This window comes from Pseudomonas sp. p99-361 (assembly GCF_003935475.1).
Taxonomy (GTDB): Bacteria; Pseudomonadota; Gammaproteobacteria; order Pseudomonadales; family Pseudomonadaceae; genus Aquipseudomonas; species Aquipseudomonas juntendi.
In genome coordinates this window covers 25,243-51,828 of sequence record NZ_RHQO01000021.1, presented here as the reverse complement: position 1 = coordinate 51,828, position 26,586 = coordinate 25,243, and the positions used below count along the sequence as shown (strand labels likewise).

Genomic DNA, 26,586 nt, shown 5'->3' with positions numbered 1-26,586 from the left:
TGGCGAGCATGAAGTTCCTGCTGGCGAGCGCCTTCATGATCATCAGCCTGGCCAATGCCAGCGGGTTGCAGGCCAGCAGCGAACCCCGGCAGTTGTTGGCGCGCTCGGTCAGCGCTGCCGCGCCGCTGGCGCTCTCGGCCGAAGACCGCCAGTGGCTGCAGCAGCACCGGCAACTGGTACTGGGCAGTTCGCGGCCGGACTACCCGCCCTTCGAGATCAATGTCAGCCCCCGTGACTACGAAGGCCTGAGCGCCGATTACGCCGGCCTGATCGGCGAGCAGCTTGGCATTGGCATCGAAGTGCGCCGTTTTGCCAGCCGCCACGAAGCCATCACTGCCCTGCATGAGGGGCGCATCGACCTGCTGGGCAGCTCCAACGCCTTCGAGGCAGCAGACGCCCACCTCAGCCTGAGCTCACCCTATGCCGACGACCTGCCGGTGGTCGTGACCCGGGAGGGGCGCAGCCTGAAGGCCACGCCCGACCTGGCCGGCCTGCGCCTGGCCATGGTTGATCACTACCTGCCCGCCAATACCGTACGCAGCCTGTACCCCAAGGCGCAACTGAGCCTGTACCGCTCCACCCTGGCCGGGCTGGCCGCTGTCGAACTGGGCGAGGCCGACGCCTACCTGGGCGACGCCATCAGTACCGACTTCATGATCGGCAAAAGCTTCCAGGGCACGTTGAAGATCGACCACTTTTCCCCGGCCGCCCCCGAAGCGTTCGCGTTCGCCCTGTCCAGCGACAACCTGCACTTGCGCCAGCTGGTCGACAAGGCACTGGCCCGCATCAGTGAAAGCGAACGGCTGAACATCCTGCGCCGCTGGAGCGGTGGCAATACCAGCCTGTTGTTGCAGCGCCACCTGACGGCCCTCAGTGCCGAAGAGGAAACCTGGATCGCCGAGCACCCCGTGGTCAACGTGCTGATCAACACATCACTGGCGCCCTTGACCTTCAACGACGCCCAGGACAACGCCAACGGCATCACCCTGGATCTGCTCAAGCAGATCGGCTTGCGCACTGGGTTGCAGTTCAAGACCGTTGAAAGCACATCGGCCTACCACATGGTCGAGCGGCTGAACCAAGGTGATGCGCTGATGATCGGCGCCTTGGGCTACGGCGCAGACCGCGCCAGGCAACTGCGCTACACCCGGCCTTACCTGGTCAGCCCAAGGGTGTTGGTCACCCGCAGCGACACCACCGCACCCGCCCCTTTGAAGGCCCTGGACGGCCAGCGTATCGCGGTGGTCAAAGGCTCGCCGCAACGCGCCTTGCTGCAGCAACGCTACCCGCAGGCCCGCCTGGTCGAGGTGGACAACCCGCTGGGCCTGATGGAGGCCGTGGCCAATGGCCGTGCCGACGTCGCCCTGAGCAACCACATCAATGCGGCGTACTACATCAGCCATGTATTCAAGGACCGCCTGCGCATTGCCAGTGTGCTCGATGAAGACCCGGCCCTGGCCGCCTTCGCCGTGGCCGCCGACCAGCCCCAGCTCCAGGCCATTCTCGACAAGGCACTGCTGAGCATTCCGCCTGAAGAACTGGCGCAGCTGATCAACCGCTGGCGCACCAGCTCACTGGTCAGCGACAGCCCGTGGCGCGACTACCGCACCCTCGCCCTGCAAGTGCTGGTGCTGTCGGCGCTGCTGCTGGCCGGCGTGGTGTTCTGGAACAGCTACCTGCGCAAGCTGATCAACCAGCGCACCGAGGCTCAACACGCCCTGCAGGACCAGCTCGCGCTGAGCCGCGGGCTGCTGGAGCAATTGCGCCAGGCCAAGGACGACGCTGAACAGGCCAGCCAGACCAAAAGCACGTTCCTGGCCACCATGAGCCATGAAATCCGCACCCCGATGAATGCCGTGATCGGGTTGCTGGAACTGGCGCTGGAGGACTGCCGTAGCGGCCGCAGCGATATCCATACGCTGCAGACGGCCCATGATTCAGCGCTTGGCCTGCTGGAACTGATTGGCGACATTCTCGATATTTCCCGGATCGAGTCCGGGCACATAACCCTGCAACCCGTGCCCACGGACCTGCGCGAACTGGTGCGCGCCACCTTGCGCGTGTTCGAAGGCAACGCCCGGGCCAAGGGCCTGCACCTGCACGGCGAACTGCCCGCTGAACCGGCCTGGGTGCTGGCGGACCCGCTGCGGCTCAAGCAAATCCTGTCGAACCTGATCAGCAACGCCATCAAGTTCACCGACCGTGGCGAGGTTCAGGCCAACCTGCTTCTGCCGGTTATCGCCGGCCATGACATGTTGCCGGTGGAGCTGGATGTGCGCGACACCGGCGTCGGTATCAGCCCTGCCGACCAGGCCCGCCTGTTCAATGCCTTTGTCCAGGCCGACGGCCCCAGGGCCCGCCAGGGCGCAGGCTTGGGCCTGGTCATCAGCCGCACGCTTGCCGAGCTGATGGGCGGCACGCTGAAGCTGCAAAGCGTCGAAGGCGTCGGCACCCGGGTGCAAGTGAACCTGCAGCTGCCCACCTGCGCGCCCCCGGCAGCCGTGCCCGAGGACCCGGCCCAACTGGAAAACAGCGACGGCCCTTTGAATGTGCTGATCGTCGACGACTACTCTGCCAACCTGCTATTGCTGGAACGGCAATTGCACACCCTTGGGCACCAGGTGAGCCTGGCGCAGAACGGTGAAGTCGCCTGGGGCCGCTGGCAAGCGGGGCGCTTCGATGTGGTGATCACCGATTGCAGCATGCCGGTCATGGATGGCCATGAACTCACCCGGCGCATTCGCCAGTTCGAGGCCGAGGGCAGCCTGCTCAGGTGCCGGGTTCTGGGCATCACCGCCAATGCCCAGGCCGAGGAACGTACCCGCTGCCTGGCCAGCGGGATGGACGTTTGCCTGTTCAAGCCGATAGGTTTGCGAACCCTCAAAGCCCACCTGCCCCAGGCCCGCCCACCTGCGCCAACAGCCCGCGCGGGCGGCTTGAACCTGGATGAGCTACGCCACCTGACTCAGGACGACGCGCAGCTCACCAGGCATTTGCTCGAGCAACTGTCGATCAGCGTTGGTGAAGACCTGGCGGCCCTGCATGCGCTGGCGGCGGACGCGCCCGAAGAGGCGCTGCGTGCCTTGGCCCACCGCATCAAGGGCGGCGCCAAGATGATCAGGGTACGCACCGTGGTCCAGGATTGCGAAGCGATCGAAGCGGCCCAGGCGCAAGGCTCGCCGACCGACGAGCCGCGCGCACGGCTGCAAGCCAGCCTGCAGGCCCTGCTGGACGATATGCGTGCTGCGCTCAATGCAATTGCAGCGTCGAACTGATCTGGCTGATGGCATCGACCACGTGCCTTGAGCCTTGCTGAATCTCCATGATCACCGTGCCGGCTTCATTGGCCAGCGCCACGCCATGGCCGGTGCGGTTCAGGCTTGACTGCATGCTGGCCACAGCCAGCAGCGACAGGTCGTGGTTCTGCCGCACCACATCGACGATTTCCAGGGTAGCCTTGCTGGTGCGCGCGGCCAGGTTGCGCACCTCGTCGGCGACCACGGCAAAACCGCGCCCGTGTTCGCCCGCACGGGCGGCTTCGATGGCCGCATTCAGCGCCAGCAAGTTGGTCTGGTCGGCGATACCACGAATGGTCAGCACAATCTGCCCGATCACATCCGACTGTTTGCTCACCGCATCGATGCTGCGCGCTGCGTCGTTGAGCTCCACGGAAATCTGCTCGATCACCTGCACGGTCTGCTGTACCACTTCGGTGCCTTTGCGCGCGCAGGCATCGGTCTGCACCGAACTGGCATGGGCCGCATCGGCGGCACTTTGCTGGGTACAGACCTGGTCGGTGATGTCGCTGGCGAACTTGACCACCTTGTACAGGCGGCCCTTGCTGTCGAAAATCGGGTTGTAGGAGGCTTCCAGGTACACCGTCTGGCCTTGCTTGTTCACCCGCTCGAAGCGGTGCGAGTGGTATTCGCCACGGTTAAGCGACGCCCAGAACTGGCGGTACTCGGCCGACTCACGCTCGTGCGGCAGGCAGAACAGGCCATGGTGGCGGCCTACCACCTCGTCGAGCCGGTAACCCATGGTGTCCAGGAAGTTCTGGTTGGCCTTGATCACCCGCCCTTGCGGGGTGAACTCGATCACTGCCATGGCGCGGCTGATCGCCTTCAGCAGGCTTTCGCTTTCATGCTCAAGGGCGACGCGCTGACTGATGTCGGACGCCACCTTGATCACGCTGCTGACCTGGCGCTGGGCATCCAGCACGGGCATGTAGCTGGCCTCCAGCCAGACTTCACGGCCGGCCTTGTCGACGCGCTCGAACGTGCCGCTGATGGCCTTGCCCTGGCCGAGCTCATGCCACAGTTGCTGGTACTCGGCGCTCTGGGCATAGCCCGGCTCACAGAACAGCCGGTGGTGCTTGCCGCGCAGCTCTTCAGCGCTGTAACCCATGGCCTGGCAGAAGCGGTCGTTGGCGTCGAGAATGGTGCCATCCGGGGCGAATTCGATCATTGCCATGGAGCGACTGATGGCAGCCAGTTTGGCCTGTGCGTCGGCCAATGCCTGATGGCTGCGCTGGATCTCGACCAAATCGGATTTGCGATGGAAATCGAACATGACGCCGGGCCTCCTTTATGCGCGGTTTCATGAGCATAGATGGCCGTATGCGCGGTGCAAGCACAGTGCCATCGCTTTGTGATTACTCCATTTCTGTTACGCCGGCAGGCCGCCAGGGCGTGGTCAACGCCATTGCACAGGGGAGCGAATCATGTACTTTCCCGCACCATCAGCTCAAAACCCAGGTCCTGTTGGGCACTGGCCACCCGTTTGCCGTCCAGCAACGCGAGCAAGGCCTGGGCCGCGCCCCGACCGACGGCAGCCCGCGGGGTACGGATAGAGGTGAGGCGCGGCACCATGTGCGCCGAAGCCGGCAGGTCGTTGAAGCCCACCATGGCCACCTGGCGAGGCACCTCCACACCTTGGCGCAACGCCTGCAAGACAGCGCCCTGGGCCAGGTCGTCGTTGCAGAAGAAGATGCCGTCCACATCCGGGGCCTGCTGCATCAGGCGGCTGAACAGTGTGCTGCCCAAGGCAATCGAAGAAGGCTCCGGGGCCAACACTTCCAGTTCCGCAGCGTGCAGGCCCGCCTCGGCCAGGGCCTGGCGGAAGCCCTCCGCCCGCTGCATCACCCGCGGGTCGAGTTGCGCGGCTATGAATGCCAGGCGCTTGCGCCCGCGTTCGAGCAGGTGCCGCGCGGCAGCCCGCCCCGCCTGCTCCTGGGAAAAACCGACCGATACTGCCCCCGGCTCGCCCTTGAGCTCCATCATGTGCACGCAGGGTACACCGCTGGCGGCCAGCATCTGGCGGGCCGCATCGCTGCGGTCGAACCCGGTCAGCAACATGCCGCAGGGCTGATAGGCCAGGTAATTGCGGATCAGGTTCTCTTCTTCGGCCAGGTCGTAGTGATAGTTGCCGATCAGCACCTCGAGCCCACGCGGGCGCATGACGTCGTGGATGGCCTCCAGGGTGTCGATGAACAGCTGGTTGGACAGCGACGGGATCAGTACCACGACAGACTGGCTGCGCGCCGAGGCCAACGCCCGGGCCGCAGGGTTGGCCACGTAGCCCAGGCTGGCGGCGGCAGCCATGACCTTTGCGGCCAGCTCTGGCGCAACCGTGCTCACGCCGCGCAGCGCGCGCGAAGCGGTGATCGGGGAAACCCCGGAAAGCCTGGCCACTTCAGCCAGGGTAGGACGACCTGTGGTACGGGAGCCGGTGCGGGACATGGATGTTGTAATTTTACTACTTGCAAGGATGGGGAACGGCCACTAAGGTAGCGCTGTCTCAGGATGCAGGCAATGTAATCTTTGGTAGCTGCCGCTACACGCGTGCTGCCAGGCGTCCATACTGCGTAAGGACAAGACCAATAACACCGGGGAGGTGGCTTTTCGTCAGCGACGAGACAGCGCTACCTCACCCCGCAGGAGGTACTGATGAATTCTCCCCTGTCCGCCATCGTGGTGATGGGCGTGGCCGGTTGCGGCAAAAGCTGCATCGGTGCTGCCATCGCTGCCCGAAGCGGCGGTCGCCTGATCGAAGGCGACGCTTTCCACCCTGCCGAAAACATCCGCAAGATGAGCGCGGGCATCCCCCTGGACGACGCCGACCGCGCCGGCTGGCTGGTGCGCCTGGGCGAAGAGTTGCAAGCCATCAGCCAGGCCGGCGAACGCCCGATCCTGACCTGCTCGGCGCTCAAGCGCCGCTACCGCGAAACCCTGCGCCAGGCCATGCCTGGGCTGGTGTTCGTTTTCCTCGAACTGTCGCCTGCCGAAGCCGAAAAGCGCGTGCTGGCACGCCCTGGGCATTTCATGCCGGCCAGCCTGATCGACAGCCAGTTCGACGCACTGGAATCGCCGCGTGGCGAGCCCCTGACCCTGGCCCTGGACGCTACCCAGCCCATCGAAGCCCTGGCCGAAGCGGTAGACCGCTGGCTAAAGTGCCGCGGTGAGCAGGGCCTGGCGCAGACCGCTTGACCCAGCGGTTTCCCGGCTCACCAAAGACAGCGCTACCCGACCCCGCGAAAGCGCGAAAAGTTCCCACAACGCTACGCCCAAAACAACGATAAGACCGAGGCCCTGAAACCATGTTCGGACTGGCTACTGATACCTTCCTGTTGCTCGACGCGCTCGTGACGATCGTCGGGCTGATCCTGCTGATCACCCACTTCAAGGTTCACCCCTTCGTCGCCCTTACCCTGGCGGCCGGCTTTCTGGGCCTGACCTCCGGCATGCCGGTGGCCAAGGTCATGAAGTCGTTCCAGGACGGCTTTGGCGGTGTGCTGGGCTTTGTCGGCATCGTGCTCGCCCTGGGCACCATGCTTGGCAAACTGATGGCCGACTCCGGCGGCGCCGACCAGATCGCGCAAACCCTCATTCGCGCCTTCGGCAAGAAGAACGTGCACTGGGCCATGATGTTCGCCGCTTTCCTGGTGGGCATTCCGCTGTTTTTCGAAATCGGCTTCGTGCTGCTGATTCCACTGGTGTTCATCGTGGCCCGGCGCTCCGGGGTTTCGCTGGTGAAAATCGGCATTCCATTGCTGGCCGGCCTGTCGGTCGTGCATGGCCTGGTACCGCCGCACCCGGGCCCGTTGCTGGCGATCGGCATCTTCCACGCCGACATCGGCAAGACCATTTTCTACGGCCTGATCGTGGCGCTGCCTACCGCCATCATCGCCGGCCCGCTGTTCGGTAACTTCATCTCCCGCTACATTCCCGGCAACCCGTCGCAGGAGCTGATGGACCAGATCGCCAAGGAGTCCGACCAGGGCAACCTGCCGAGCTTCAGCATCACCCTGATCACCGTGCTGCTGCCGGTGGCCTTGATGCTGCTGAAAACCTTCGCCGACGTGGTGCTGCCTGCCGAGCACATCGTGCGCCAGTGGATGGACCTGATCGGCCACCCGATCACCGCCCTGCTCGCTGCCTTGCTGCTGGCCTTCTACACCTTTGGCTCGGCCCGCGGTTTCAACCGCCAGCAAATCATGAAAATGCTCGACCAGAGCCTGGCGCCAACCGCTGCGATCGTGCTGATCGTCGGTGCCGGCGGCGGTTTCAAGCAGATGCTGGTGGACACCGGGGTGGGCAATGTGATCGGGCAAATGGCCGTGCAAGCGGAAATTTCGCCGATCCTGCTGGCCTGGCTGGTAGCGGCGGTGATCCGTATCGCCACCGGTTCGGCCACCGTCGCGACCATCACCGGCGCGGGTATCGTGGCACCGGTGATCGACCTGGTACCGGGGGTGAACCGTGAGTTGCTGGTGCTGGCCACCGGCGCCGGGTCGCTGATCCTGTCGCATGTGAACGACGCCGGCTTCTGGCTGGTGAAGCAGTACTTCAACATGACCGTGGCCGAAACCTTCAAGACCTGGAGCATGATGGAGACGATTCTTTCAATCGTCGGCATCATCTTCATCATGTTGTTGTCGATGGTGGTGTAACCGCTGATCGGAACAATGAGCGCAACAATGGCACGTTAGCGCCACGGGTGGGGCCGAAAAGGAGTACGCCCCACCCGACGCAATGGAGACTGCCATGAACCGCTCAAGCGTGCTGCTGATTGCCCTGCTCGCCTCGCCACTGGCGCTTGCCGCCGGCACTGGCCCGACCTACCCCGACGACCCGCACAACAACGCGCCGCAGCCCGGCGTGGACAGCACCCTCAACCCGATCGAAAAACCCATGCCGCGGGATACCGACCCGCGCATCAAGGGCAATGACCCGGACAGCCCGCCCGCCCAGCAGAACGACAGTCGTGACTTGCCAGGCATGGACGGCACAGGGTCCGAAGGGACCGGTGGTGCCGACGCAGGCGGCGCTGGCGGCAGCCAACGCTAAGCCCGTGGCAGCGGGCCCTGGCACCGGCTTCGGGTGCAGGCCCGCACCCTCGATTCACCACCCGCTGATCCCGACCTATCATTCAGCGTGATAATAGATTTCGGCCCGTTCGATTCGTGCCTCTCGCGCAAGACACTCACACTCCGCCCATCACTAATACATTGGCGGAGTTCTCCATGGAACAATCACTCAAACCCTTGCGCTTCCCCCTCGCAGCCCTGGCTGTGGTGGTGATCAGCGCTTGCGGCCGAACCCCCGACGCCGTGCAGGCTCCCGCCGCGCCGAAAGTCACCGTGGCCAAGGTGATCGAGCAACCGATCAATGAATGGGACGAGTTCACCGGCCGCCTCGAAGCCCCGGAAACCGTCGAGGTGCGCCCGCGGGTGTCCGGCCAGATCGACCAGGTCGCCTTCACCGAGGGCGCCCAGGTCAAGAAAGGCGACCTGCTGTTCCAGATCGACCCGCGCCCGTTCCAGGCAGAAGTCCGCCGCCTCGAAGCCCAGTTGCAACAAGCCAAGGCCACCGCCATCCGCAGCGCCAATGAAGCCCGCCGTGGTGAGCGCCTGCGCGACAGCAACGCCATTTCCGCCGAGCTGGCCGAATCGCGCAGCAGCGCCGCTGCCGAAGCCCGGGCCGGGGTCGACGCCATCCAGGCTCAACTGGACCTCGCCCGCCTGAACCTCAGCTTTACCCGGGTTACCGCGCCGATCAGCGGCCGGGTCAGCCGCGCCGCGTTCACGGCCGGCAACATCGTCAGCGCCGACGTGACCCCGCTGACCAGCGTGGTCTCCACCGACAAGGTCTACGCCTACTTCGACGCCGACGAGCGCGTGTACCTCAAGTACACCCAGCTGGCGCGCGAGGGCCAACGCGGCCAGAGCACCCCGGTGTACCTCGGCCTGACCAACGAAACCGGCACCCCTCACCTGGGCCAGATGAACTTCGTCGACAACCAGGTCAACCCGCGCACGGGCACCATCCGTGGCCGCGCCGTGTTCGACAACCGCGACGGCCAGTTCACCCCGGGCCTGTATGCCCGGCTGAAGCTGGTGGGCAGCGCCCAGTACGACGCCGTACTGATCAACGACGAGGCCGTGGGCACCGACCTTGGCAAGAAGTTCGTGCTGGTCATGGACAAGGACAACAAGGCCGCCTACCGCGCCGTGGAACTGGGGCCGAAACTCGAAGGCCTGCGCATCGTGCGCAGCGGCCTGGGCAAGGACGAGCGCATCGTGGTCAAGGGCCTGCAGCGCGTACGCCCGGGTTCGCCGGTAACGCCGCAGGAAACCCAGATGGCCAGCGAGCAGACCCTCGCCGCCCTCGCCCAACAGCGCCAGGCCCTGGAGGCCAGCAACCCGGCGCCCAAAGTGGCGGGCAACAACGTGAAAAACGCCAGCGCCCAGGCGCCACGCGGTTAAGGGACCAGACCGATGAACTTCTCCAAATTCTTCATAACCCGGCCGATCTTCGCCGCCGTGCTGTCGCTGGTGCTGCTGATTGCCGGCTCGATCTCGCTGTTCCAGTTACCCATCAGCGAATACCCCGAGGTAGTGCCGCCAACCGTGGTGGTACGCGCCAACTTCCCGGGTGCCAACCCGAAAGTCATCGGCGAAACCGTGGCTGCGCCGCTGGAGCAAGCCATTACCGGTGTGGAGAACATGCTGTACATGTCTTCCCAGTCCACCGCTGACGGCAAACTGACGCTGACCATCACATTCGCCTTGGGCACCGACCTGGACAACGCCCAGGTGCAGGTGCAGAACCGCGTCACCCGCACCCAGCCCAAGCTGCCGGAAGAAGTAACCCGCATCGGTATCACCGTCGACAAGGCCTCGCCCGACCTGACCATGGTCGTGCACCTGACCTCGCCGGACAACCGCTACGACATGCTCTACCTGTCCAACTACGCCATCCTCAATATCAAGGACGAGTTGGCACGCCTTGGCGGCGTGGGTGATGTGCAGCTGTTCGGCATGGGCGACTACTCGCTGCGCGTCTGGCTCGACCCGAACAAAACTGCTTCGCGCAACCTCACCGCCAGTGACGTGGTCGCAGCCATTCGCGAACAGAACCGCCAGGTCGCCGCCGGCCAGTTGGGCGCCCCGCCCGCCCCGGGTTCGACCAGTTTCCAGCTGTCGATCAACACCCAGGGCCGCCTGGTCAACGAGGAAGAGTTCGAGAACATCATCATCCGCGCCGGCGCCGACGGCGAAATCACCCGGCTGAAAGACATCGCCCGGGTCGAGCTCGGCTCCAGCCAATATGCCCTGCGCTCGTTGCTGAACAACCAGCCGGCAGTGGCACTGCCGATCTTCCAGCGCCCAGGCTCGAACGCCATCGAGATCTCCGACGAAGTACGGGCAAAAATGGCCGAGCTGAAGAAGGACTTCCCCGAAGGCATGGACTACAGCATCGTCTATGACCCGACCGTGTTCGTGCGCGGCTCCATCGAGGCGGTGGTGCACACCCTGTTCGAAGCGCTGGTGCTGGTGGTGCTGGTAGTCATTCTGTTCCTGCAAACCTGGCGCGCCTCGATCATCCCGTTGCTGGCGGTGCCGGTATCGCTGATCGGCACCTTTGCGGTCATGCACCTGTTCGGCTTCTCGCTCAACGCCCTGTCATTGTTCGGCCTGGTGCTGGCCATCGGTATCGTGGTGGACGACGCCATCGTGGTGGTGGAAAACGTCGAGCGCAATATCGGCTTGGGCCTCAAACCCCTGGAGGCGACGCAGAAGGCCATGGCCGAAGTGACCGGGCCGATCATCGCCACCGCCTTGGTCCTGTGTGCGGTGTTCGTGCCTGCGGCCTTCATTTCCGGCCTGACCGGGCAGTTCTACAAGCAGTTCGCGCTGACCATCGCCATTTCCACGGTGATCTCGGCATTCAACTCGCTGACCCTGTCACCGGCGCTGGCTGCCGTGCTGCTCAAGGAACACCATGCGCCCAAGGACCGTTTCTCGCGGTTACTGGAAAAACTCCTGGGCAGCTGGCTGTTCGCCCCGTTCAACCGCTTTTTCGACCGTGCCTCTCACCGCTACGTGGGCGGCGTGCGCCGGGTCATTCGCTCCAGCGGCATCGCCCTGTTCGTGTACGCCGGCCTGATGGGCCTGACCTACCTGGGTTTCTCGTCTACCCCCACCGGCTTCGTACCGGCCCAGGACAAGCAATACCTGGTGGCCTTCGCCCAGTTGCCCGACGCCGCCAGCCTCGACCGCACCGAGGCGGTGATCAAGCGCATGAGCGAAATCGCCCTCAAGCAACCTGGCGTGGCCGACTCGGTCGCCTTCCCTGGCCTGTCGATCAACGGCTTCACCAACAGCCCGAACAGCGGCATCGTGTTCACTCCACTCAAGCCGTTTGACGAGCGCAAGGACCCAAGCCAGTCGGCTGCCGCCATCGCTGCCGCGCTCAATGCCCAGTTCGCCGACATTCAGGACGCCTACATCGCGATCTTCCCGCCACCGCCGGTACAAGGCCTGGGCACCATCGGCGGCTTCCGCCTGCAGATCGAAGACCGCGGCAACCTGGGCTACGAAGCGCTGTACAAGGAAACCCAGAACATCATTGCCAAAAGCCACGAGGTGCCGGAGCTGGCGGGCCTGTTCACCAGCTACCAGGTCAACGTGCCGCAGGTCGATGCCGCCATCGACCGGGAAAAGGCCAAGACCCATGGCGTGGCGATCAGCGACATCTTCGACACCCTGCAGGTCTACCTGGGCTCGCTGTACACCAACGACTTCAACCGCTTTGGCCGCACTTACCAGGTCAACGTCCAGGCTGAGCAGCAGTTCCGCCTCGATGCCGAGCAAATCGGCCAATTGAAGGTGCGCAACAACCTGGGCGAGATGATACCGCTGGCGACCTTCCTCAAGGTCAGCGATACCTCCGGGCCGGACCGTGTGATGCACTACAACGGTTTCATCACCGCTGAAATCAACGGTGCCGCAGCCCCTGGCTACAGCTCCGGCCAGGCCGAGGCGGCCATCGAAAAACTGCTGAAAGCGGAACTGCCCAACGGCATGACCTTCGAGTGGACCGACCTGACCTATCAGCAGATCCTGTCGGGCAATACCGCGCTGTTCGTGTTCCCGCTGTGCGTGCTGCTGGCCTTCCTGGTACTGGCTGCCCAGTACGAAAGCTGGAGCCTGCCGCTGGCCGTGATCCTGATCGTGCCGATGACCCTGCTGTCGGCGATCACCGGTGTGATCGTATCGGGTGGCGACAACAACATCTTCACCCAGATCGGGCTGATCGTACTGGTGGGCCTGGCGTGCAAGAACGCGATCCTGATCGTCGAGTTCGCCAAGGACGAACAGGCCAAGGGCCTCGACCCGCTGGCTGCCGTGCTGGAAGCGTGCCGCCTGCGGCTGCGGCCGATCCTGATGACCTCCATCGCCTTCATCATGGGCGTGGTGCCGCTGGTGTTCAGCTCGGGGGCAGGCTCGGAAATGCGCCATGCCATGGGTGTGGCGGTGTTCTCCGGAATGATCGGCGTGACCGTATTCGGCCTGTTCCTCACCCCGGTGTTCTTCTTCCTGATCCGCCGTTTCGTCGAGCGTCGCCAGGCCCGCAAGGCCGAACGCGTGCAAGTGCTGGAGAACCACGCATGAACCTGCTCAAACCCCTGACGCCAAGCCTGCTGGCCCTGGCCCTGGCCGCCTGCGCGGTCGGCCCGGACTACCAGGCCCCCGCCACCGCACCTGCCCAGCTGGGCGCCGATGCGCAGGCCAAGGCCTATGACCGCAGCCACTTTGAAAGCTTGTGGTGGAAGCAGTTCGACGACCCGGTACTGAACCAGCTGGTGCAGGCTTCGTTGACCGGCAACCGGGATCTGCGCGTGGCCTTTGCCCGCCTGAAGTCGGCCCGCTCGATCCGTGAAGACGCCGAGAACGACCCGTTCCCGGTGGTCACCAGCCGTGCCAGCAGCGATATCGGCAAAGGCCAGGTTCCTGGCCAGACCGAGCAACGGGTGAACAGCGAACGCTATGACCTGGGCCTGGACATGGCCTGGGAGCTGGACCTGTTCGGCCGCATCCAGCGCCAGATCGAAGCCAGTGAAGCGCAGGAAGCGGCCGCTGCCGCCGACCTGCAGCAGTTGCAGGTCAGCCTGATCGCCGAACTGGTCGATGCCTATGGGCAATTACGCGGTGCACAGCTGCGCGAGAAGATTGCCCTGGCCAACCTCAAGACCCAGCAGCAATCGCGCAGCATCACCGAAACCCTGCGCGACGCCGGGGTCGGCAACGACCTCGACGTGGTACGCGCCGATGCCCGCCTGGCCGGGGTCGAAGCGACCGTGCCGCAACTGCAGGCCGAACAGGCCCGGGCGCGGCACCGCATCGCCACCCTCCTCGGCCAGCGCCCCGACGCCCTGAGCGTAGACTTGTCGCCCAAGGCGCTGCCGGCCATCGCCAAGGCGCTGCCGGTGGGCGACCCCGGCGAACTGCTGCGCCGCCGCCCGGACATTCGCAGCGCCGAACGCCAGCTGGCAGCCGCCACGGCCAACGTCGGCGTCGCCACCGCCGACCTGTTCCCGCGTGTCAGCCTCAGCGGCTTCCTGGGCTTTACCGCCGCGCGCGGGTCGCAGCTCGGCTCATCGGCGGCCAACGCCTGGGCCTTGGGCCCCAGCATTACCTGGGCGGCGTTCGACCTGGGCAGCGTGCGGGCCCGCCTGCGCGGGGCCAAGGCCGACGCCGAAGGCGCCATGGCCAATTACGAGCAACAGGTGTTGCTGGCACTGGAAGAGTCGGCCAACGCCTTCAGCGACTACGCCAAGACCCAACAACGGTTGCTGTCGTTGATGCGCCAGAGCGAAGCCAGCCGCAAGGCGGCGCAACTGGCCTCGATTCGCTACCGCGAGGGGACCGTGGACTACCTGGTGCTGCTCGATGCCGAACGCGAACGGCTGAGTGCCGAAGATGCGCAAGCGCAAGGCGAGGTCGAGCTGTACCGCGGCATCGTTTCGATCTACAAAGCCCTGGGTGGCGGCTGGCAACCGCAGACCGTGGCCAGCGCGCACTGACCCCAGGCACGACCATGGCCTGTGGCGCCACCACCGTGTGGCCGCCACCGGCCAGGCGGTAGTACCCGGGCGGGCTCAGCGCAACGCGTCCTGCACCCACTTGACCCAGCAATCGGCGCCGATCTTCACCAACGCATCGTTGAAGTCATAGTGAGGGTTGTGCACCGAACACCCATGAAACTCGCCGGTGCCGTTGCCGAGCATGAAGTAACAGCCTGGCCGCGCCTGCAGCATGTAGGCGAAGTCTTCGGTACCCATGACCTTTTTCGGCAGCTTGTCCAGCAGTGCGCCATCGGCGAACAGCGGTCGCAGGCTCTCGCGCAGCAGCGCACTTTCTTGCTCGCTGTTGCACAACGCCGGGGCCAGCTGGGTAAACTGCACATCGATCTCAACGCCAAAAGCTTGCGCGTGCCCCCTGGCCAACGCCTCTATCCGGCTGTTGATCTTCTGCTGGGTCTCGGCCGTGTCGGTGCGCACGCTCAGCAGCATGCAGGCCTCGTCGGGGATGATGTTGTACACCGTACCAGCCTGGATCATGCCGATGCTGATCACAGCATGGTCGTCGACACTCAGGTTGCGCGACTTGATGGTCTGGATCGCACCGATCAGGCTGTGCAACGCCATTATCGGGTCTACCGACAGTTCCGGCATCGCCCCATGGCCACCTTTGCCGGTGATGCGAATGCTGACCCGCTGGGAAGAGGCCATGGTCGGCCCGGCCTGTACCACGCACGTGCCCACCGGCAGGCCGGGCATGTTGTGCAGGGCATACACCGAATCACACGGGAAGCGTTCGAACAGCCCGTCGTCGATCATCGCCCTGGCGCCGGCCAGGCCCTCTTCGTCCGGCTGGAAGATCAGGTTCAACGTGCCGTTGAACTGGCGGCTAGCCGCCAGTTGCGCTGCAGCCGCCAGCAGGATCGCGGTATGCCCGTCATGACCGCAGGCATGCATTCGCCCGGGCACCTTGCTGGCATGGGCGAAAGCGTTCTTCTCGTTCATGGGCAAGGCGTCCATGTCGGCACGCAAACCGATACTGCGCGGGCTGTCACCCACCTTCAGCACCCCCACCACCCCGTGCCCACCCACCTGCCGATGCACCGTATAGCCCAGCGCCTGCAGTGTGTCGGCTACCAGCGCCGCCGTTCCCGGGGTGTCGCCGCCTATCTCCGGCGCGGCGTGGATCTGCCGGCGCAGCATGACAAACGCATCGAGCGCTGCAGTTGGTTGCAACGGCTGATCACTCTGCAAAGTACCCATGTCACTCGCATCCTTTGTTTTCAGGGAAGTAGTTGAGGCAGACCAGGCTGACTGCACCACCGGCCAACAAGAAGTAGGCCGGGGCCAATGGCGTACCCAGCGCAGCGATCAGCCAGGTGGCCACCAACGGTGAGAACCCCCCAAACAGGGTTACCCCCAGGCTGTAGCTGACCGAAGTGCCGAAAGAGCGCTGCGCCTTGGGAAACCCCTCCATCATCAGGGCAAAGAACGCACCGGCGCCCATGCAGGTGGGCAGGATCAGCACCGCCACGCACATCATTGCCAGCCCCATGTGCTGGATATGCCCGAGCAGGTAGAACACCGGCAAGGTCAGCACCACCGGCGTGGCGACCGTCCATACCAGCAGGCGCTTGCGCAGTTGGTGCTTGTCGGCGAACTTGCCCGCCAGTGGGCAGATGAGCGCCATGCAGCCGCTGCTGATGCAGGCGATCGCCATCGCGCTGCCTGGCGGGTAATGCAAGGCGGTGGTCAGGTAGGTGGGCATGTAGAACACGAACAGGTACATGCCGATGGTCGAGCTGGCCATCAGGCCAATGCCCAGGGCGATTCGCTTGAGCAGGGCGGCATCCAGCACCGGCTCGCCTGAACGCGCCGCTTCGGCGGTATGGGTTTCCGGCAACCGCGTGCGAATGTACCAGCCGACCGGGCCGATCAGCAGGCCGAAAATGAACGGGATGCGCCAACCCCAGCTTTCCAGCGCGTCCGGCTCGAGCCATTGGCTGAGCGCCAGACCGAACCCTGCCCCCACCAGGGCGGCATAGCCCTGGCTGGCCGCCTGCCAACTGACGCTCTGGCAGCGCTTGCCAACAGCGCTGGACTCCATCAGGAACACCGATGCGGTACCGATCTCGCCACCGGCCGACAGGCCCTGAATCAGCCGACCGGCCACCAGCAGCAGCGTGGCGCAGATACCGATCTGCGCATGGGTGGGGGTGAACGCGATCAATGCCGTACCCAGGGTCATCAAGCCAATCGTCAGCGACAAGGCCGCCTTGCGCCCATGCCGGTCGGCGTAACGGCCAATGACCATGGCCCCGACCGGCCGCATCAGAAAGCCGACGCCGAAGGTGGCCAGCGACATCAACAACGAAGCCATTGCCGAATCGGACGGGAAGAAATGCTTGCCGATCAATACAGCGAAAAAGCTGTAGATCGTGAAGTCGTACATTTCCAGCGCATTGCCCAGCGAGCAGGCAATCAAGGTTTTACGCGAGGACGACGAGTGCGCACTGCAAGGCGCATCCGCCTGCAGAACTGGCGGTGCGGGTAGCGGTGTTGTCATTGTTTTTTCTCCGTTGGCGAATCGCGGCGTGCAACGAATATCGGCCAATCGGGCAGTCAATACACTTGCAGTTTCGGCAATTGGTTAACCCGGGGTTAATCAGCCCAGCGCCCTGAGGTCGGCACCCCGGCAGGCATGCAACCGATGCTGCAGGCGTTGCCCAATGGCCGCAGGTCAGCCGTTGCCAAGGGCATGAGCACCGGTCATGCGCCACCGCAAAGGCGCCCATTGGCTTAACCAAACGGCATGCACTGGCCGAATAAGCAATCACACTGCAACGGGTTATTCATCGACGCTACAGCCACCCCATCATCGTGCTGGCCTGGAGTCGTGAATGAACACTCGCACTACATCGTTGCTGTTGATGATCCAAAGCGCTTGCCTGGCCGCTGAGGCACAGGCAGAGGGCTTTCCGGCACTCGCCCGGATCGCGCCTGGTTTCGGTTATTACGGGGTGGACTACGGCTTTGATGACACGCTCAAGGTCTACGGCACCGTGGACGCCTTTGCCAGCTACCACGACTCGCAGCAGCACGCGGGCTTCAGGCAGGCCGGCGGCGGTGCCTGGACCAACAAGCTTGGGCTGTATGCGCGCAAGGGGCTAAGCGCTGACAGCGCGCTGGAGCTGGTAGCCGAAGAAGACTTCAACCTCAATGGCCAGGCCCTGGAGGGCAGCTGGGACACTGTCGGCAGCCTGCGCCTGGCGGCTGTGGCCCTACGTTCGAGAAGCCTGGGTAAACTGGAGTTCGGCAAGACCTACAGCATGGGCACCCCCACCTACGCCGACCCGTTCCTGGCCACGTACGGCTCGCCTTACACCTACCTGGCCCTGCCAGCAGCCGGCAAGGGCGCCTATTACCTGGACCTGCGCCCCAAGCACACACTGGCCTACACCACCCCGAACCTCAACGGTTTCAGCCTGGGCACGGCAGTGAGCCTTGGTTTCGACGATGCCGCCAGCCAGGGGCGCACCCTGCGAGGCGGTGGCGCGCGCCTGCAATACCGCAACGAGCGGGTGATGCTGCTGGGCTCCTACAACCTGTACTACAGCGACCCATGGGACGACGCTGGCAACACGCGCCAGACCGCCAACCGCTACAAGAGCCTGTCGGCGTTCTACGACTTCGGCCCGCTGGCCACCAGCCTGACCTGGCAACGCCAGGACGTGGACCAGGCCGGCAGCCCTAGCACCACGTTGATCACTGCAGGGGCAATGGTGCCGGTTGGCGAACGCGATGTGCTACGCCTGGCAATCATGCAACGCCAGGTCACCGCCAAGGACCAGGACGCCTTCGCGGCAATGGTTGGCTACGACCACTTCGTGACCCCGCGCTGGGCCGTGTATGGTCGGGTCGGCCTGATCGCCAACCAGCCCGCTTCGGCGGTCACCTACGCAGGTACCCCGCTCGAGCAGCCGGGCGACGACCCGGTCAACGTCGCGCTAGGCATGTACTACCACTTCTGACGCCCCTGCCCGGGCTTGCCTCAGCACCCGCCCGCGCAAGCTGTGATACAGCTCCTGGGCAGGTGTGGTGAGGCTATGGCGGTCGATGCAAACCAGGTTGATCGGGTAATCCGGGATCAGCTCTTGCACCGGCATGACCACGAAGTCGCTGCCAATGCCGTACCTGAAACTCTGGTCCACCGCCAGTTGGCTGATGGTCATCAGCGCCTCGGTATTCTGCAGCAGCTTGAGCGCCATCATTACCGAGGTGCACTCCACGGTATTTTGCGGCACGGGCAGGCCGTTGGCCTCGAACAGCTGGTGAAACTGCGACGCCTGATCGGCCAATTCGTCCAGGCTGATCCAGTGGGCGTACTGCAATGTGCGCAGCGATTTGCTGAACTGCTGCTGGTTCGACACATGGCAGATCACGCTGCCCTTGATGCTGCCAAGCGCCTCCCAGTCCAGGCTCAGGCGGCTGAGCGGCTGCTGCGAAGTGATGGCGAAGTCCAGGCTGCCATCGCGCAAACGTTGCAGGATCTGGCTAGGGCGCAGGTCGGTGATGGTGAGTTTGACTCGCGGGTATTTACGCCGGAACGCCAGGATACTTTCATCCACCCCGTCGAGCATGGCCGTGAGCGAGGTGACGCCGATCGACACCGCGCCCAGCGTGGCGTCCTGGATGCTCGCCGCTTCGATCTGCAGGCGGCGAATACTTTCGACCACCAGGTTGGCATGGCGGATCACGCGCTTGCCTTCCTCGGTCAGGGCCATGCCCTTGGGTGAGCGTTGCAGCAAAGCGAAGCCCACCTCGCGCTCCAGCTCCTTGATCGAACGGCTCAGGGCAGGTTGGGTAATGTGCAGGAGCTTGGAGGCTTCGAGGATGCTACCGGCATTGTGAATGGCGACAAGCGCCCGGAGCTGGTGAAGTTTCAACCGTCTTTACCTTGTGCGCTGCTGGCGACGCTGGCCAATGGAAGAAGCGTTCGGGGCCTGAGTGCAGGCGCCAGCAGGGTTGTTGGACGGGTACAGGTTCACGTCGGGCAGTCGCTCGCCAACTTTGCGCATTCCAGCATCCTTGGTCAGTGGGTGGCCGAGCGGCTATGATGCCGCAGGTCAGCCAGCCAGGTACACAACTGCCTGTACAGGCACCTGAGCGTCTGCGCCACTCACAGGCGCAGTATGGCGTGCTCATGGTCGATGGCGGGCACCGGCACCTGCCCACGCCGCACGACCAGCCATTGGCGCATGCGCTCGGTGTCGAAGATCTGCCCCTCTTCCATCATCAACAGGATCAGCGACTGGGACATTCGGTAACACCCGCATTGGGAACAGCGCCGCTCCTCCCATCCAAGGGTGCATTCGACGGATTCCGCGTGCCCTGCGCAAATCAGACAACTCATGTTAGCCCCCTTTCTTGTTCTTCCGTGGAGGTGATGGAGGTAGTGCAGTAGGTGGAGACTGGACTCCCGACTGACATGGGATATTCATGCCAACTTGAAAATTCCGTACCTTTAGTCTGGAAAGTTGCGAACAAGATCACAGGGCCAACCACCCGCGCTCGACCGCATGCACAGGCTTTCCCTGCCGTTGCCTACTCCCGATACCCTTGCATCATGAGCAGCGCTAAATCATTAGTGATTTATCTTCAATATCATTCATGTATGGCCCTGCCTAGAATACGGCCTGAACACGGACATCACGTCGCTCGCGCCATGGCAATAGTTGCCTGCTTGCACTATCCAACGGCACGAGCGAGGCACCAGGACACCGTACAACATGGCTTACGCACCGCAATTCACTGTGCAGCGCATCGCATTCGACGAGCACTACCAGCCCGGCGAAAACACGCGCATCACCACCAATTTCGCCAACCTGGCGCGGGGAGAAAACCGCCAGGAAAACCTGCGCAACACCTTGCAGATGATCGACAACCGCTTCAACGCCCTGGCGCACTGGGACAATGCCTATGCAGACCGTTACAGCGTAGAGCTGGATATCATTTCGGTGGAACTGCACCTGCACAGTGAACAGCGCAGCAGCGGCCTGCCGCTGATCGAGCTGTTGCAGACCCATATCGTCGACCACACCACCAACCGCCGCATCGATGGCATGGTCGGTAACAACTTTTCCTCGTACGTGCGGGACTACGACTTCAGTGTGTTGTTGCTGGAACACAACAAGGGTCGGCCAAGCTTCAGCACGCCGGACAACTTTGGCGAACTGCATGGCAAGCTGTTCAAGTGCTTCATCAACTCGGCCACCTACAAGGCGCACTTCGACAAGCCGCCGGTCATCTGCCTGAGTGTGTCGAGCAGCAGGGTTTACCACCGCACTGAAAACCAGCACCCGGTGCTGGGCGTGGAGTATCACCAGAACGACCACTCGCTGACCGACGAATACTTCAGCAGGATGGGGCTCAAGGTGCGCTACTTCATGCCGCCCGGCAGCGTGGCGCCATTGGCTTTCTACTTTGCCGGTGACCTGTTGGCCGACTACAGCAACCTGGAGCTGATCAGCACCATCAGCACCATGGAAACCTTTCAGAAGATCTACCGCCCCGAGATCTACAACGCCAATGCGGCAGCCGCAATGGCCTACCAACCGAGCCTGCAGCACCAGGACTATTCGCTTACACGCATTGTCTACGACCGCGAAGAGCGCAGCCGCCTGGCGCTCGAACAAGGCAGGTTTGCCGAGGAGCGCTTCGTCAAACCGTACCAGGCCACCCTGGAGCAATGGTCCGCTCAATACGCCGGCTGATCACCTCAACGCACAAGGTAACCGCTGATGAACACGCTACTTCCCACCTCCACTGCCGGCAGTTTGCCCAAGCCTACCTGGCTGGCGGAGCCTGAAACACTCTGGTCACCCTGGAAATTGCAGGGCGCGCAGCTGGCCGAAGGCAAACAGGACGCCTTGCGCCTGGCCTTGCAGGAACAGCAGCACGCGGGCATCGATATCGTCAGTGACGGCGAACAGACCCGCCAACATTTCGTGACCACGTTCATCGAACACTTGAGCGGGGTCGATTTCCAGCAACGCCAGACCGTGCGCATTCGCGATCGCTACGACGCCAGCGTGCCCTCGGTGGTGGGTGCTGTCGCGCGACAGGCACCGGGGTTCGTCGACGATGCCAGGTTCCTCCGCCAGCAAACTGCCCAGCCAATAAAGTGGGCGCTGCCGGGCCCAATGACCATGATCGACACGCTGTATGACAGCCATTACAAAAGCCGGGAAAAACTGGCCTGGGAATTTGCCAGGCTACTCAACCAGGAAGCACTGGAACTGGAAGCGGCGGGCGTCGATATCATCCAGTTCGACGAACCGGCGTTCAATGTGTTCTTCGATGAGGTCAACGACTGGGGCGTGGCCGCCCTGGAGCGCGCCGTTCAAGGGCTCAAGTGCGAAACCGCGGTGCACATCTGCTATGGCTACGGGATCAAGGCCAACACCGATTGGAAACAGACCCTGGGGGCGCAATGGCGGCAATATGAACAGGTGTTCCCGACGTTGCAGCAGTCGAGCATCGATATCATTTCGCTGGAGTGCCACAACGCCCATGTGCCGATGGAACTGCTTGAGCTGATTCGGGGCAAGAAGGTCATGGTCGGTGCCATCGATGTCGCCAACCCTGCCATCGAAACGCCCGAAGCCGTGGCCGACACCCTGCGCAAGGCGTTGCAGTTCGTCGACGCCGACAAACTCTACCCCTGCACCAACTGCGGCATGGCCCCACTGCCGCGCGCGGTCGCCAGCGGCAAGCTCAAGGCGTTGAGCGCCGGTGCTGCCATCGTTCGCCAGGAACTGACCGCCAACGCGGGTTGAGGTGTTGAACCGCCTGCCTGGCCTGGCCGGCATGGCGGTACGCACCAACTCGGTTCAAAAAACGCGGCTGCACACCAGGCGCCCTGTTTTGATGCATGCCGGCCGGTCAGCCGGCCGCCACCTCACCCCGCCTGGACCAGGCGCCGCCCAGCAAAACCGCTGCCCACCGCCCATTCCCTGGCCTGCCCGGCACTGCACCGGGTTTTCGGCACTTTCATTGCAATGCTGGTTGGTGAACGGAATGCACCCGCAACCCAACGCGACCGAGGCTGAAGACACCCCCACTTACCAGCAAGGCAGCACCCTGAAAGACGCAGATGAACGGCAATGAAGCTGCCGGTAACGGCGGCAAGGAGTGGGTATGTCCCGGGCTTTTTTCAATGAAATGTACGACGCGAACGGCAGCTGCCGCCCGCACTACCAAGAGTTCGCCCGCTGGCTGGCGAACACCCCGCTGGAGCTGCTGGAGCAGCGCCGGCGCGAGGCCGACCTGCTGTTCCACCGCGCCGGTATCACCTTTACCTTGTATGGCGACAAACAGGACACCGAGCGGCTGATCCCCTTCGATATCATCCCGCGCAGCATCCGCGCCAGCGAGTGGCGTACGGTCGAGCGCGGCTGTATCCAGCGCGTGCAGGCCCTGAACCTGTTCCTGGAAGACATCTACCACGACCAGCGCATCCTCAAGGCCGGGATCATCCCACCAGAGCAGGTCCTGGCCAACGAGGGTTATCAGATCGCCATGCAGGGCCTGGACCTGCACCGGGGCCTGTATGCGCACATCGCCGGCGTGGACCTGGTGCGCGATGGCGATGGCAGCTATTTCGTGCTGGAAGACAACCTGCGTACCCCCAGTGGTGTCAGCTACATGCTCGAAGACCGCAAGATGATGATGCGCCTGTTCCCCGAGCTGTTCGCCGCCCAGCGCATCGCGCCCATCGACCACTACCCCAACCTGCTGCTGGACACGCTCAAGAGCGCCAGCCCGCTGGATAACCCCACTGCTGTGCTGCTTACCCCAGGGCGCTTCAACAGTGCCTATTTCGAGCATGCCTTCCTGGCCCGCGAAATGGGCATCGAGCTGGTCGAAGGCGCGGATCTGTTCGTGCGCGACGAGCATGTGTACATGCGCACGACCGCCGGCCCGCAACGGGTCGATGTGATTTACCGCAGGCTGGACGACGACTACCTCGACCCCCTCTCGTTCAATCCCGACTCGATGCTGGGCGTGCCCGGGCTGATTTCGGTGTACCGCGCCGGCAACGTAGTGCTGGCCAACGCGGTGGGCACCGGCGTAGCCGACGACAAGTCGATCTACCCCTATGTCGCCGACATGATCCGCTTTTACCTGGGCGAGGAGCCGATCCTCAACAACGTACCGACGTGGCAGTGCCGCAAGCCGGCCGACCTGTCCCATGTACTGGCCAACCTGCCCGAACTGGTGGTCAAGGAAACCCAGGGCTCTGGCGGCTACGGCATGCTGGTCGGGCCGGCCGCCACTGCCGCGCAGATCGAGGACTTCCGCGCCCGCATCAAAGCGCGTCCACATGCCTATATCGCGCAACCGACCTTGTGCCTGTCCACCTGCCCGACCTTCGTCGACAGCGGCATCGCGCCGCGGCATATCGACCTGCGCCCGTTCGTACTGTCGGGCAGCGAAACCCGCCTGGTGCCAGGCGGCCTGACCCGCGTGGCGCTGAAGGAAGGCTCGCTGGTGGTCAACTCGTCACAAGGTGGCGGTACCAAAGACACCTGGGTGGTGGAGGACTGAACCATGCTTTCGCGAACTGCTTCTGATCTGTACTGGATGTCCCGCTACCTGGAACGTGCGGAAAACCTGGCGCGCATGCTCGAGGTCAGCTACTCGCTGTCACTGATGCCGCAGGCGGGGCGCAGCGACGGCCATGCCGAACTGGCCATGTCACTGTTGGCCTCGGGCACGCTCGACGACTACATCCGTCGCCACGCCGAGCTCGACACCGAGCGCATGCTGCATTTCTTCGCCCTCGATGCCACCAACCCCGGCAGCATCTACTGCTGCCTGCAGGCGGCCAGAACCAACGCCCATGCAGTGCGCGGGCGGATAACGGCCGACATGTGGGAGAACATCAACGCCACCTGGATCGAAATGCGCAACATTGCCAGCAACGGGCTGGGCCGCTACGGCATCAGCCAGTTCTGTGACTGGGTCAAGGAGCGCTCGCACCTGTTCCGCGGCGCCACCTCCGGTACCATCATGCGCAACGATGCCTACAGCTTCATTCGCCTGGGCACCTTCCTGGAACGGGCCGACAACACCCTGCGGCTGCTCGATGCGCGCTATGAAATGTTCGGCGAGGCCTCCGACGAGGTCAGCGACGACTCGGCCAGGGGTTTTTACCAGTGGAGTGCCTTGCTGCGCGCCCTGACCTCCTACGAAGCCTTCAATGAAATCTACCGCGCCGCGCCCAGTGCCGGGCCGGTTTCCGAATTGCTGTTGCTGCGCGTCGACGTGCCGCGCTCGCTGCATGCCTGTATCGAGGAGCTGGACCAGATCCTGGCCGGCCTGCCTGGCAGTACCGGGCGAGCGGCCCAGCGGCTGGCCGCCGAGCTCAACGCGCGGCTGCGCTACACCGCCATCGACGAAATCCTCGACGCCGGGCTGCATCCCTGGCTCAGCGATTTCATCGGCCGCGTCAACCAACTGGGCCAGGCGGTCCATCACTCCTACCTGGAGGTTGTATGAAACTGTCCATCCGCCACGACACCACCTACAGCTACGCCAGTGATGTGTCCAACAGCATCCAGTTCCTGCGCCTTACCCCGCGCAGCAGCGAACGCCAGCGCATCGTCGAATGGCAACTGGACCTGCCTTGCAAGGTGAAGAGCCAGATCGACCCGTACGGCAACATCCTGCATGTGCTGACGCTGGACAAACCCCATGGGCACCTGGCCCTTACTGCCAGCGGCCAGGTCGAAATCGACCCGGCCTGCGAACAGGAGGCAGCCTGCCAGTCACCCCTGCCGTTCTTGCGTGGCAGCCACCTGACCCTGGCCGATGACGCGCTGGTGGCCTTCGCCGCCCAGCAATGCGGCACGCACCGTGACCGCGCCGCATTGATCGACCTGATGCAGGGGCTGGCCGAGCGCATGCCCTACAGCCCAGGGTCGACCTCCGTCGGCACTACGGCCAGCGAAGCGTTCAATGCCGGTGCGGGCGTGTGCCAGGACCATACCCATGCCTTCCTGGCCTGCGCCCGTAGCCTGGGGGTGCCGGCCCGCTATGTTTCCGGCTACCTGTGCACCGAGGATGAACAGCACCTGGCCAGCCATGCATGGGCCGAAGCCTGGGTCGACGACGCCTGGTACAGCTTCGACATCACCAACCGCCTGACCCGGCCCGAGCGGCACCTGAAGCTGGCCGTGGGCCTGGACTACCTCGACGCCTGCCCGGTCAGGGGCGTGCGCCGCGGGGGTGGCACCGAGTCCATGCAAGCCAGTGTTCACGTGCATCGCCAGTGACGCCTGGCCCTCAAGCCAGCCTTGCTGCGCGCCTGCAGCAAGGCCACTACCTCTGCCACACAAGGGAACTTGCATGACTTACTGTGTCGCCATGCACCTGCAAGACGGGCTGGTTTTCATCAGCGACTCACGCACCAATGCCGGTATCGACCAGATCTCCACCTTTGCCAAGTTGTTCGTCTTCAGCGTACCCGGTGAGCGCCTGATCGTGCTGCAGACGGCGGGCAACCTGGCAACCTCGCAGTCAGTGGTCAACCTGCTGCAGCAACGCAGCCAGGGCAGCGGCCCGCACCTGCTGAATGTCGCCACGCTCTACGATGCCACGGTGCTGGTGGCCGATACCTTGCGCGAGGTGGTGTGCCGCGACCGCAGCAAGCTGACGGCCGGTATCGACCTGAGCAGCTCGTTCATCGTCGGTGGCCAGATTGCGGGCGGGCCGATGGCGATCTACAACGTCTATGCCCAAGGCAACTTTTTCCAGGCCACGCGCGACACGCCTTTCCTGCAGTTGGGGGAAAGCAAATACGGGCGGCCCATACTCGACCGCAACCTGGAGTACCGCACCCCGCTGGATGAGGCGTTGCGCTGTGGCCTGATCTCGTTCGACTCCACCATCCGCAGCAACCTGTCGGTAGGCATGCCGCTGGACTTGCTGGTGTACCGAGCCGATGCCCTGGAGGCACCGCAGCCCATCCGTATCGCCAGCGACGATGCCTATTACCAGCAGATTCGCCGGCAGTGGGGCGAAGGCCTGAAAACCTTGCTGGCCGAGCTGCCGGCGCCGCCGTATGGCTGATGGGGGAATGGCCGGGAAATCCCGGCCAGCAGGCCCGGCCTTTTCGTGGATGAGCCCGCCCCCTCAAAGGGCGGTGCCGCCCCCCAA

General features: G+C 63.9%; 20 protein-coding genes and 2 pseudogenes. 14 read left to right on the top strand and 8 right to left on the bottom strand.

The genetic code is table 11. From position 1 onward, the window contains the following. Positions 1 to 8: 8 nt before the first annotated feature. A complete protein-coding gene (locus tag EGJ22_RS12065; protein WP_029885127.1) occupies positions 9 to 3,275 on the top strand; it encodes a transporter substrate-binding domain-containing protein in 3,267 nt (1,088 codons plus the stop codon). Here the strand turns inward: EGJ22_RS12065 and EGJ22_RS26915 are convergent. The 3 genes and pseudogenes from EGJ22_RS26915 to EGJ22_RS12055 form a co-directional block, all read right to left on the bottom strand. After that, a pseudogene (locus EGJ22_RS26915) lies at positions 3,250 to 3,681 on the bottom strand (methyl-accepting chemotaxis protein); the annotation flags it as partial. The gene EGJ22_RS12065 and the pseudogene EGJ22_RS26915 overlap by 26 nt on opposite strands. 105 nt (positions 3,682 to 3,786) lie before the next feature. Continuing rightward, positions 3,787 to 4,569: pseudogene (locus tag EGJ22_RS26910) on the bottom strand (PAS domain-containing protein); the annotation flags it as partial. 149 nt (positions 4,570 to 4,718) lie between these two features. Beyond that, on the bottom strand, positions 4,719 to 5,738 hold the full coding sequence (locus EGJ22_RS12055; RefSeq protein ID WP_029885129.1) for a LacI family DNA-binding transcriptional regulator: 1,020 nt from the start codon (positions 5,736 to 5,738) through the stop codon (positions 4,719 to 4,721). Between the two features lie 207 nt (positions 5,739 to 5,945). Here EGJ22_RS12055 and EGJ22_RS12050 point away from each other — a divergent pair, with 207 nt between their 5' ends. The 6 genes from EGJ22_RS12050 (at position 5,946) to EGJ22_RS12025 (ending at position 14,367) form a co-directional block, all read left to right on the top strand. After that, the gene (locus EGJ22_RS12050; RefSeq protein ID WP_029885130.1) at positions 5,946 to 6,485 is read left to right on the top strand and encodes a gluconokinase; all 540 of its coding nucleotides are present in this window, start codon (positions 5,946 to 5,948) and stop codon (positions 6,483 to 6,485) included. A 110-nt stretch (positions 6,486 to 6,595) separates the two neighbouring features. After that, a complete protein-coding gene (locus tag EGJ22_RS12045; protein ID WP_029885131.1) occupies positions 6,596 to 7,948 on the top strand; it encodes a GntP family permease in 1,353 nt (450 codons plus the stop codon). 94 nt (positions 7,949 to 8,042) lie between these two features. Further along, positions 8,043 to 8,345 (top strand): hypothetical protein, encoded by a 303-nt coding sequence (locus EGJ22_RS12040; protein WP_029885132.1) that lies wholly within the window; start codon positions 8,043 to 8,045, stop codon positions 8,343 to 8,345. A gap of 176 nt (positions 8,346 to 8,521) precedes the next feature. After that, entirely contained in the window at positions 8,522 to 9,763 is a 1,242-nt protein-coding gene (gene mexE, locus EGJ22_RS12035) for a multidrug efflux RND transporter periplasmic adaptor subunit MexE (protein WP_009682303.1), read from the top strand. A gap of 12 nt (positions 9,764 to 9,775) precedes the next feature. Beyond that, positions 9,776 to 12,955, top strand: a complete 3,180-nt coding sequence (locus EGJ22_RS12030; RefSeq protein ID WP_029885133.1) for an efflux RND transporter permease subunit — start codon at positions 9,776 to 9,778, stop codon at positions 12,953 to 12,955. Continuing rightward, positions 12,952 to 14,367, top strand: a complete 1,416-nt coding sequence (locus EGJ22_RS12025) for an efflux transporter outer membrane subunit (RefSeq protein ID WP_009682306.1) — start codon at positions 12,952 to 12,954, stop codon at positions 14,365 to 14,367. Before EGJ22_RS12030 ends, EGJ22_RS12025 begins: the two co-directional genes overlap by 4 nt. 75 nt (positions 14,368 to 14,442) lie before the next feature. On the opposite strand, the gene EGJ22_RS12020 is transcribed toward EGJ22_RS12025, so the two are convergent. Both EGJ22_RS12020 and EGJ22_RS12015 read right to left on the bottom strand, forming a co-directional pair. After that, on the bottom strand, positions 14,443 to 15,627 hold the full coding sequence (locus tag EGJ22_RS12020) for a M20 aminoacylase family protein (RefSeq protein WP_029885134.1): 1,185 nt from the start codon (positions 15,625 to 15,627) through the stop codon (positions 14,443 to 14,445). A 1-nt stretch (position 15,628) separates the two neighbouring features. Further along, complete coding sequence (locus tag EGJ22_RS12015) at positions 15,629 to 16,930, bottom strand: MFS transporter (protein ID WP_029885135.1); 1,302 nt, start codon at positions 16,928 to 16,930, stop codon at positions 15,629 to 15,631. Between the two features lie 334 nt (positions 16,931 to 17,264). Between EGJ22_RS12015 and EGJ22_RS12010 the strand changes: the two genes are divergently transcribed. Next, positions 17,265 to 18,395 (top strand): porin, encoded by a 1,131-nt coding sequence (locus tag EGJ22_RS12010; protein ID WP_029885136.1) that lies wholly within the window; start codon positions 17,265 to 17,267, stop codon positions 18,393 to 18,395. On the opposite strand, the gene EGJ22_RS12005 is transcribed toward EGJ22_RS12010, so the two are convergent. The 3 genes from EGJ22_RS12005 to EGJ22_RS26140 form a co-directional block, all read right to left on the bottom strand. Continuing rightward, positions 18,372 to 19,310, bottom strand: a complete 939-nt coding sequence (locus tag EGJ22_RS12005) for a LysR family transcriptional regulator (RefSeq protein WP_009682310.1) — start codon at positions 19,308 to 19,310, stop codon at positions 18,372 to 18,374. The genes EGJ22_RS12010 and EGJ22_RS12005 overlap by 24 nt on opposite strands. A 6-nt stretch (positions 19,311 to 19,316) precedes the next feature. Continuing rightward, positions 19,317 to 19,442: a hypothetical protein gene (locus tag EGJ22_RS26525; protein WP_256671860.1), complete on the bottom strand. Its 126-nt coding sequence runs from the start codon at positions 19,440 to 19,442 to the stop codon at positions 19,317 to 19,319. Positions 19,443 to 19,543: 101 nt separating this feature from the next. Then, positions 19,544 to 19,684 carry a hypothetical protein gene (locus EGJ22_RS26140; RefSeq protein WP_009682311.1) on the bottom strand — a complete coding sequence of 47 codons (141 nt, stop codon included), beginning with the start codon at positions 19,682 to 19,684 and terminating at the stop codon, positions 19,544 to 19,546. 469 nt (positions 19,685 to 20,153) lie between these two features. On the opposite strand from EGJ22_RS26140, the gene EGJ22_RS12000 reads away from it, so the two are divergent. The 6 genes from EGJ22_RS12000 (at position 20,154) to EGJ22_RS11975 (ending at position 26,499) form a co-directional block, all read left to right on the top strand. Next, positions 20,154 to 21,137, top strand: a complete 984-nt coding sequence (locus tag EGJ22_RS12000) for a DUF1852 domain-containing protein (protein ID WP_029885137.1) — start codon at positions 20,154 to 20,156, stop codon at positions 21,135 to 21,137. Positions 21,138 to 21,164: 27 nt separating this feature from the next. After that, the gene (locus EGJ22_RS11995) at positions 21,165 to 22,202 is read left to right on the top strand and encodes a methionine synthase (RefSeq protein ID WP_125920273.1); all 1,038 of its coding nucleotides are present in this window, start codon (positions 21,165 to 21,167) and stop codon (positions 22,200 to 22,202) included. A 361-nt stretch (positions 22,203 to 22,563) separates the two neighbouring features. After that, positions 22,564 to 23,973, top strand: coding sequence for a circularly permuted type 2 ATP-grasp protein (locus tag EGJ22_RS11990; RefSeq protein WP_029885140.1), 1,410 nt, complete (start codon positions 22,564 to 22,566; stop codon positions 23,971 to 23,973). Positions 23,974 to 23,976: 3 nt separating this feature from the next. After that, on the top strand, positions 23,977 to 24,927 hold the full coding sequence (locus EGJ22_RS11985; RefSeq protein WP_009682316.1) for an alpha-E domain-containing protein: 951 nt from the start codon (positions 23,977 to 23,979) through the stop codon (positions 24,925 to 24,927). Then, on the top strand, positions 24,924 to 25,703 hold the full coding sequence (locus tag EGJ22_RS11980) for a transglutaminase family protein (protein ID WP_029885141.1): 780 nt from the start codon (positions 24,924 to 24,926) through the stop codon (positions 25,701 to 25,703). Before EGJ22_RS11985 ends, EGJ22_RS11980 begins: the two co-directional genes overlap by 4 nt. Positions 25,704 to 25,776: 73 nt before the next feature. Then, entirely contained in the window at positions 25,777 to 26,499 is a 723-nt protein-coding gene (locus EGJ22_RS11975; RefSeq protein WP_029885142.1) for a proteasome-type protease, read from the top strand. Positions 26,500 to 26,586: the final 87 nt, after the last annotated feature.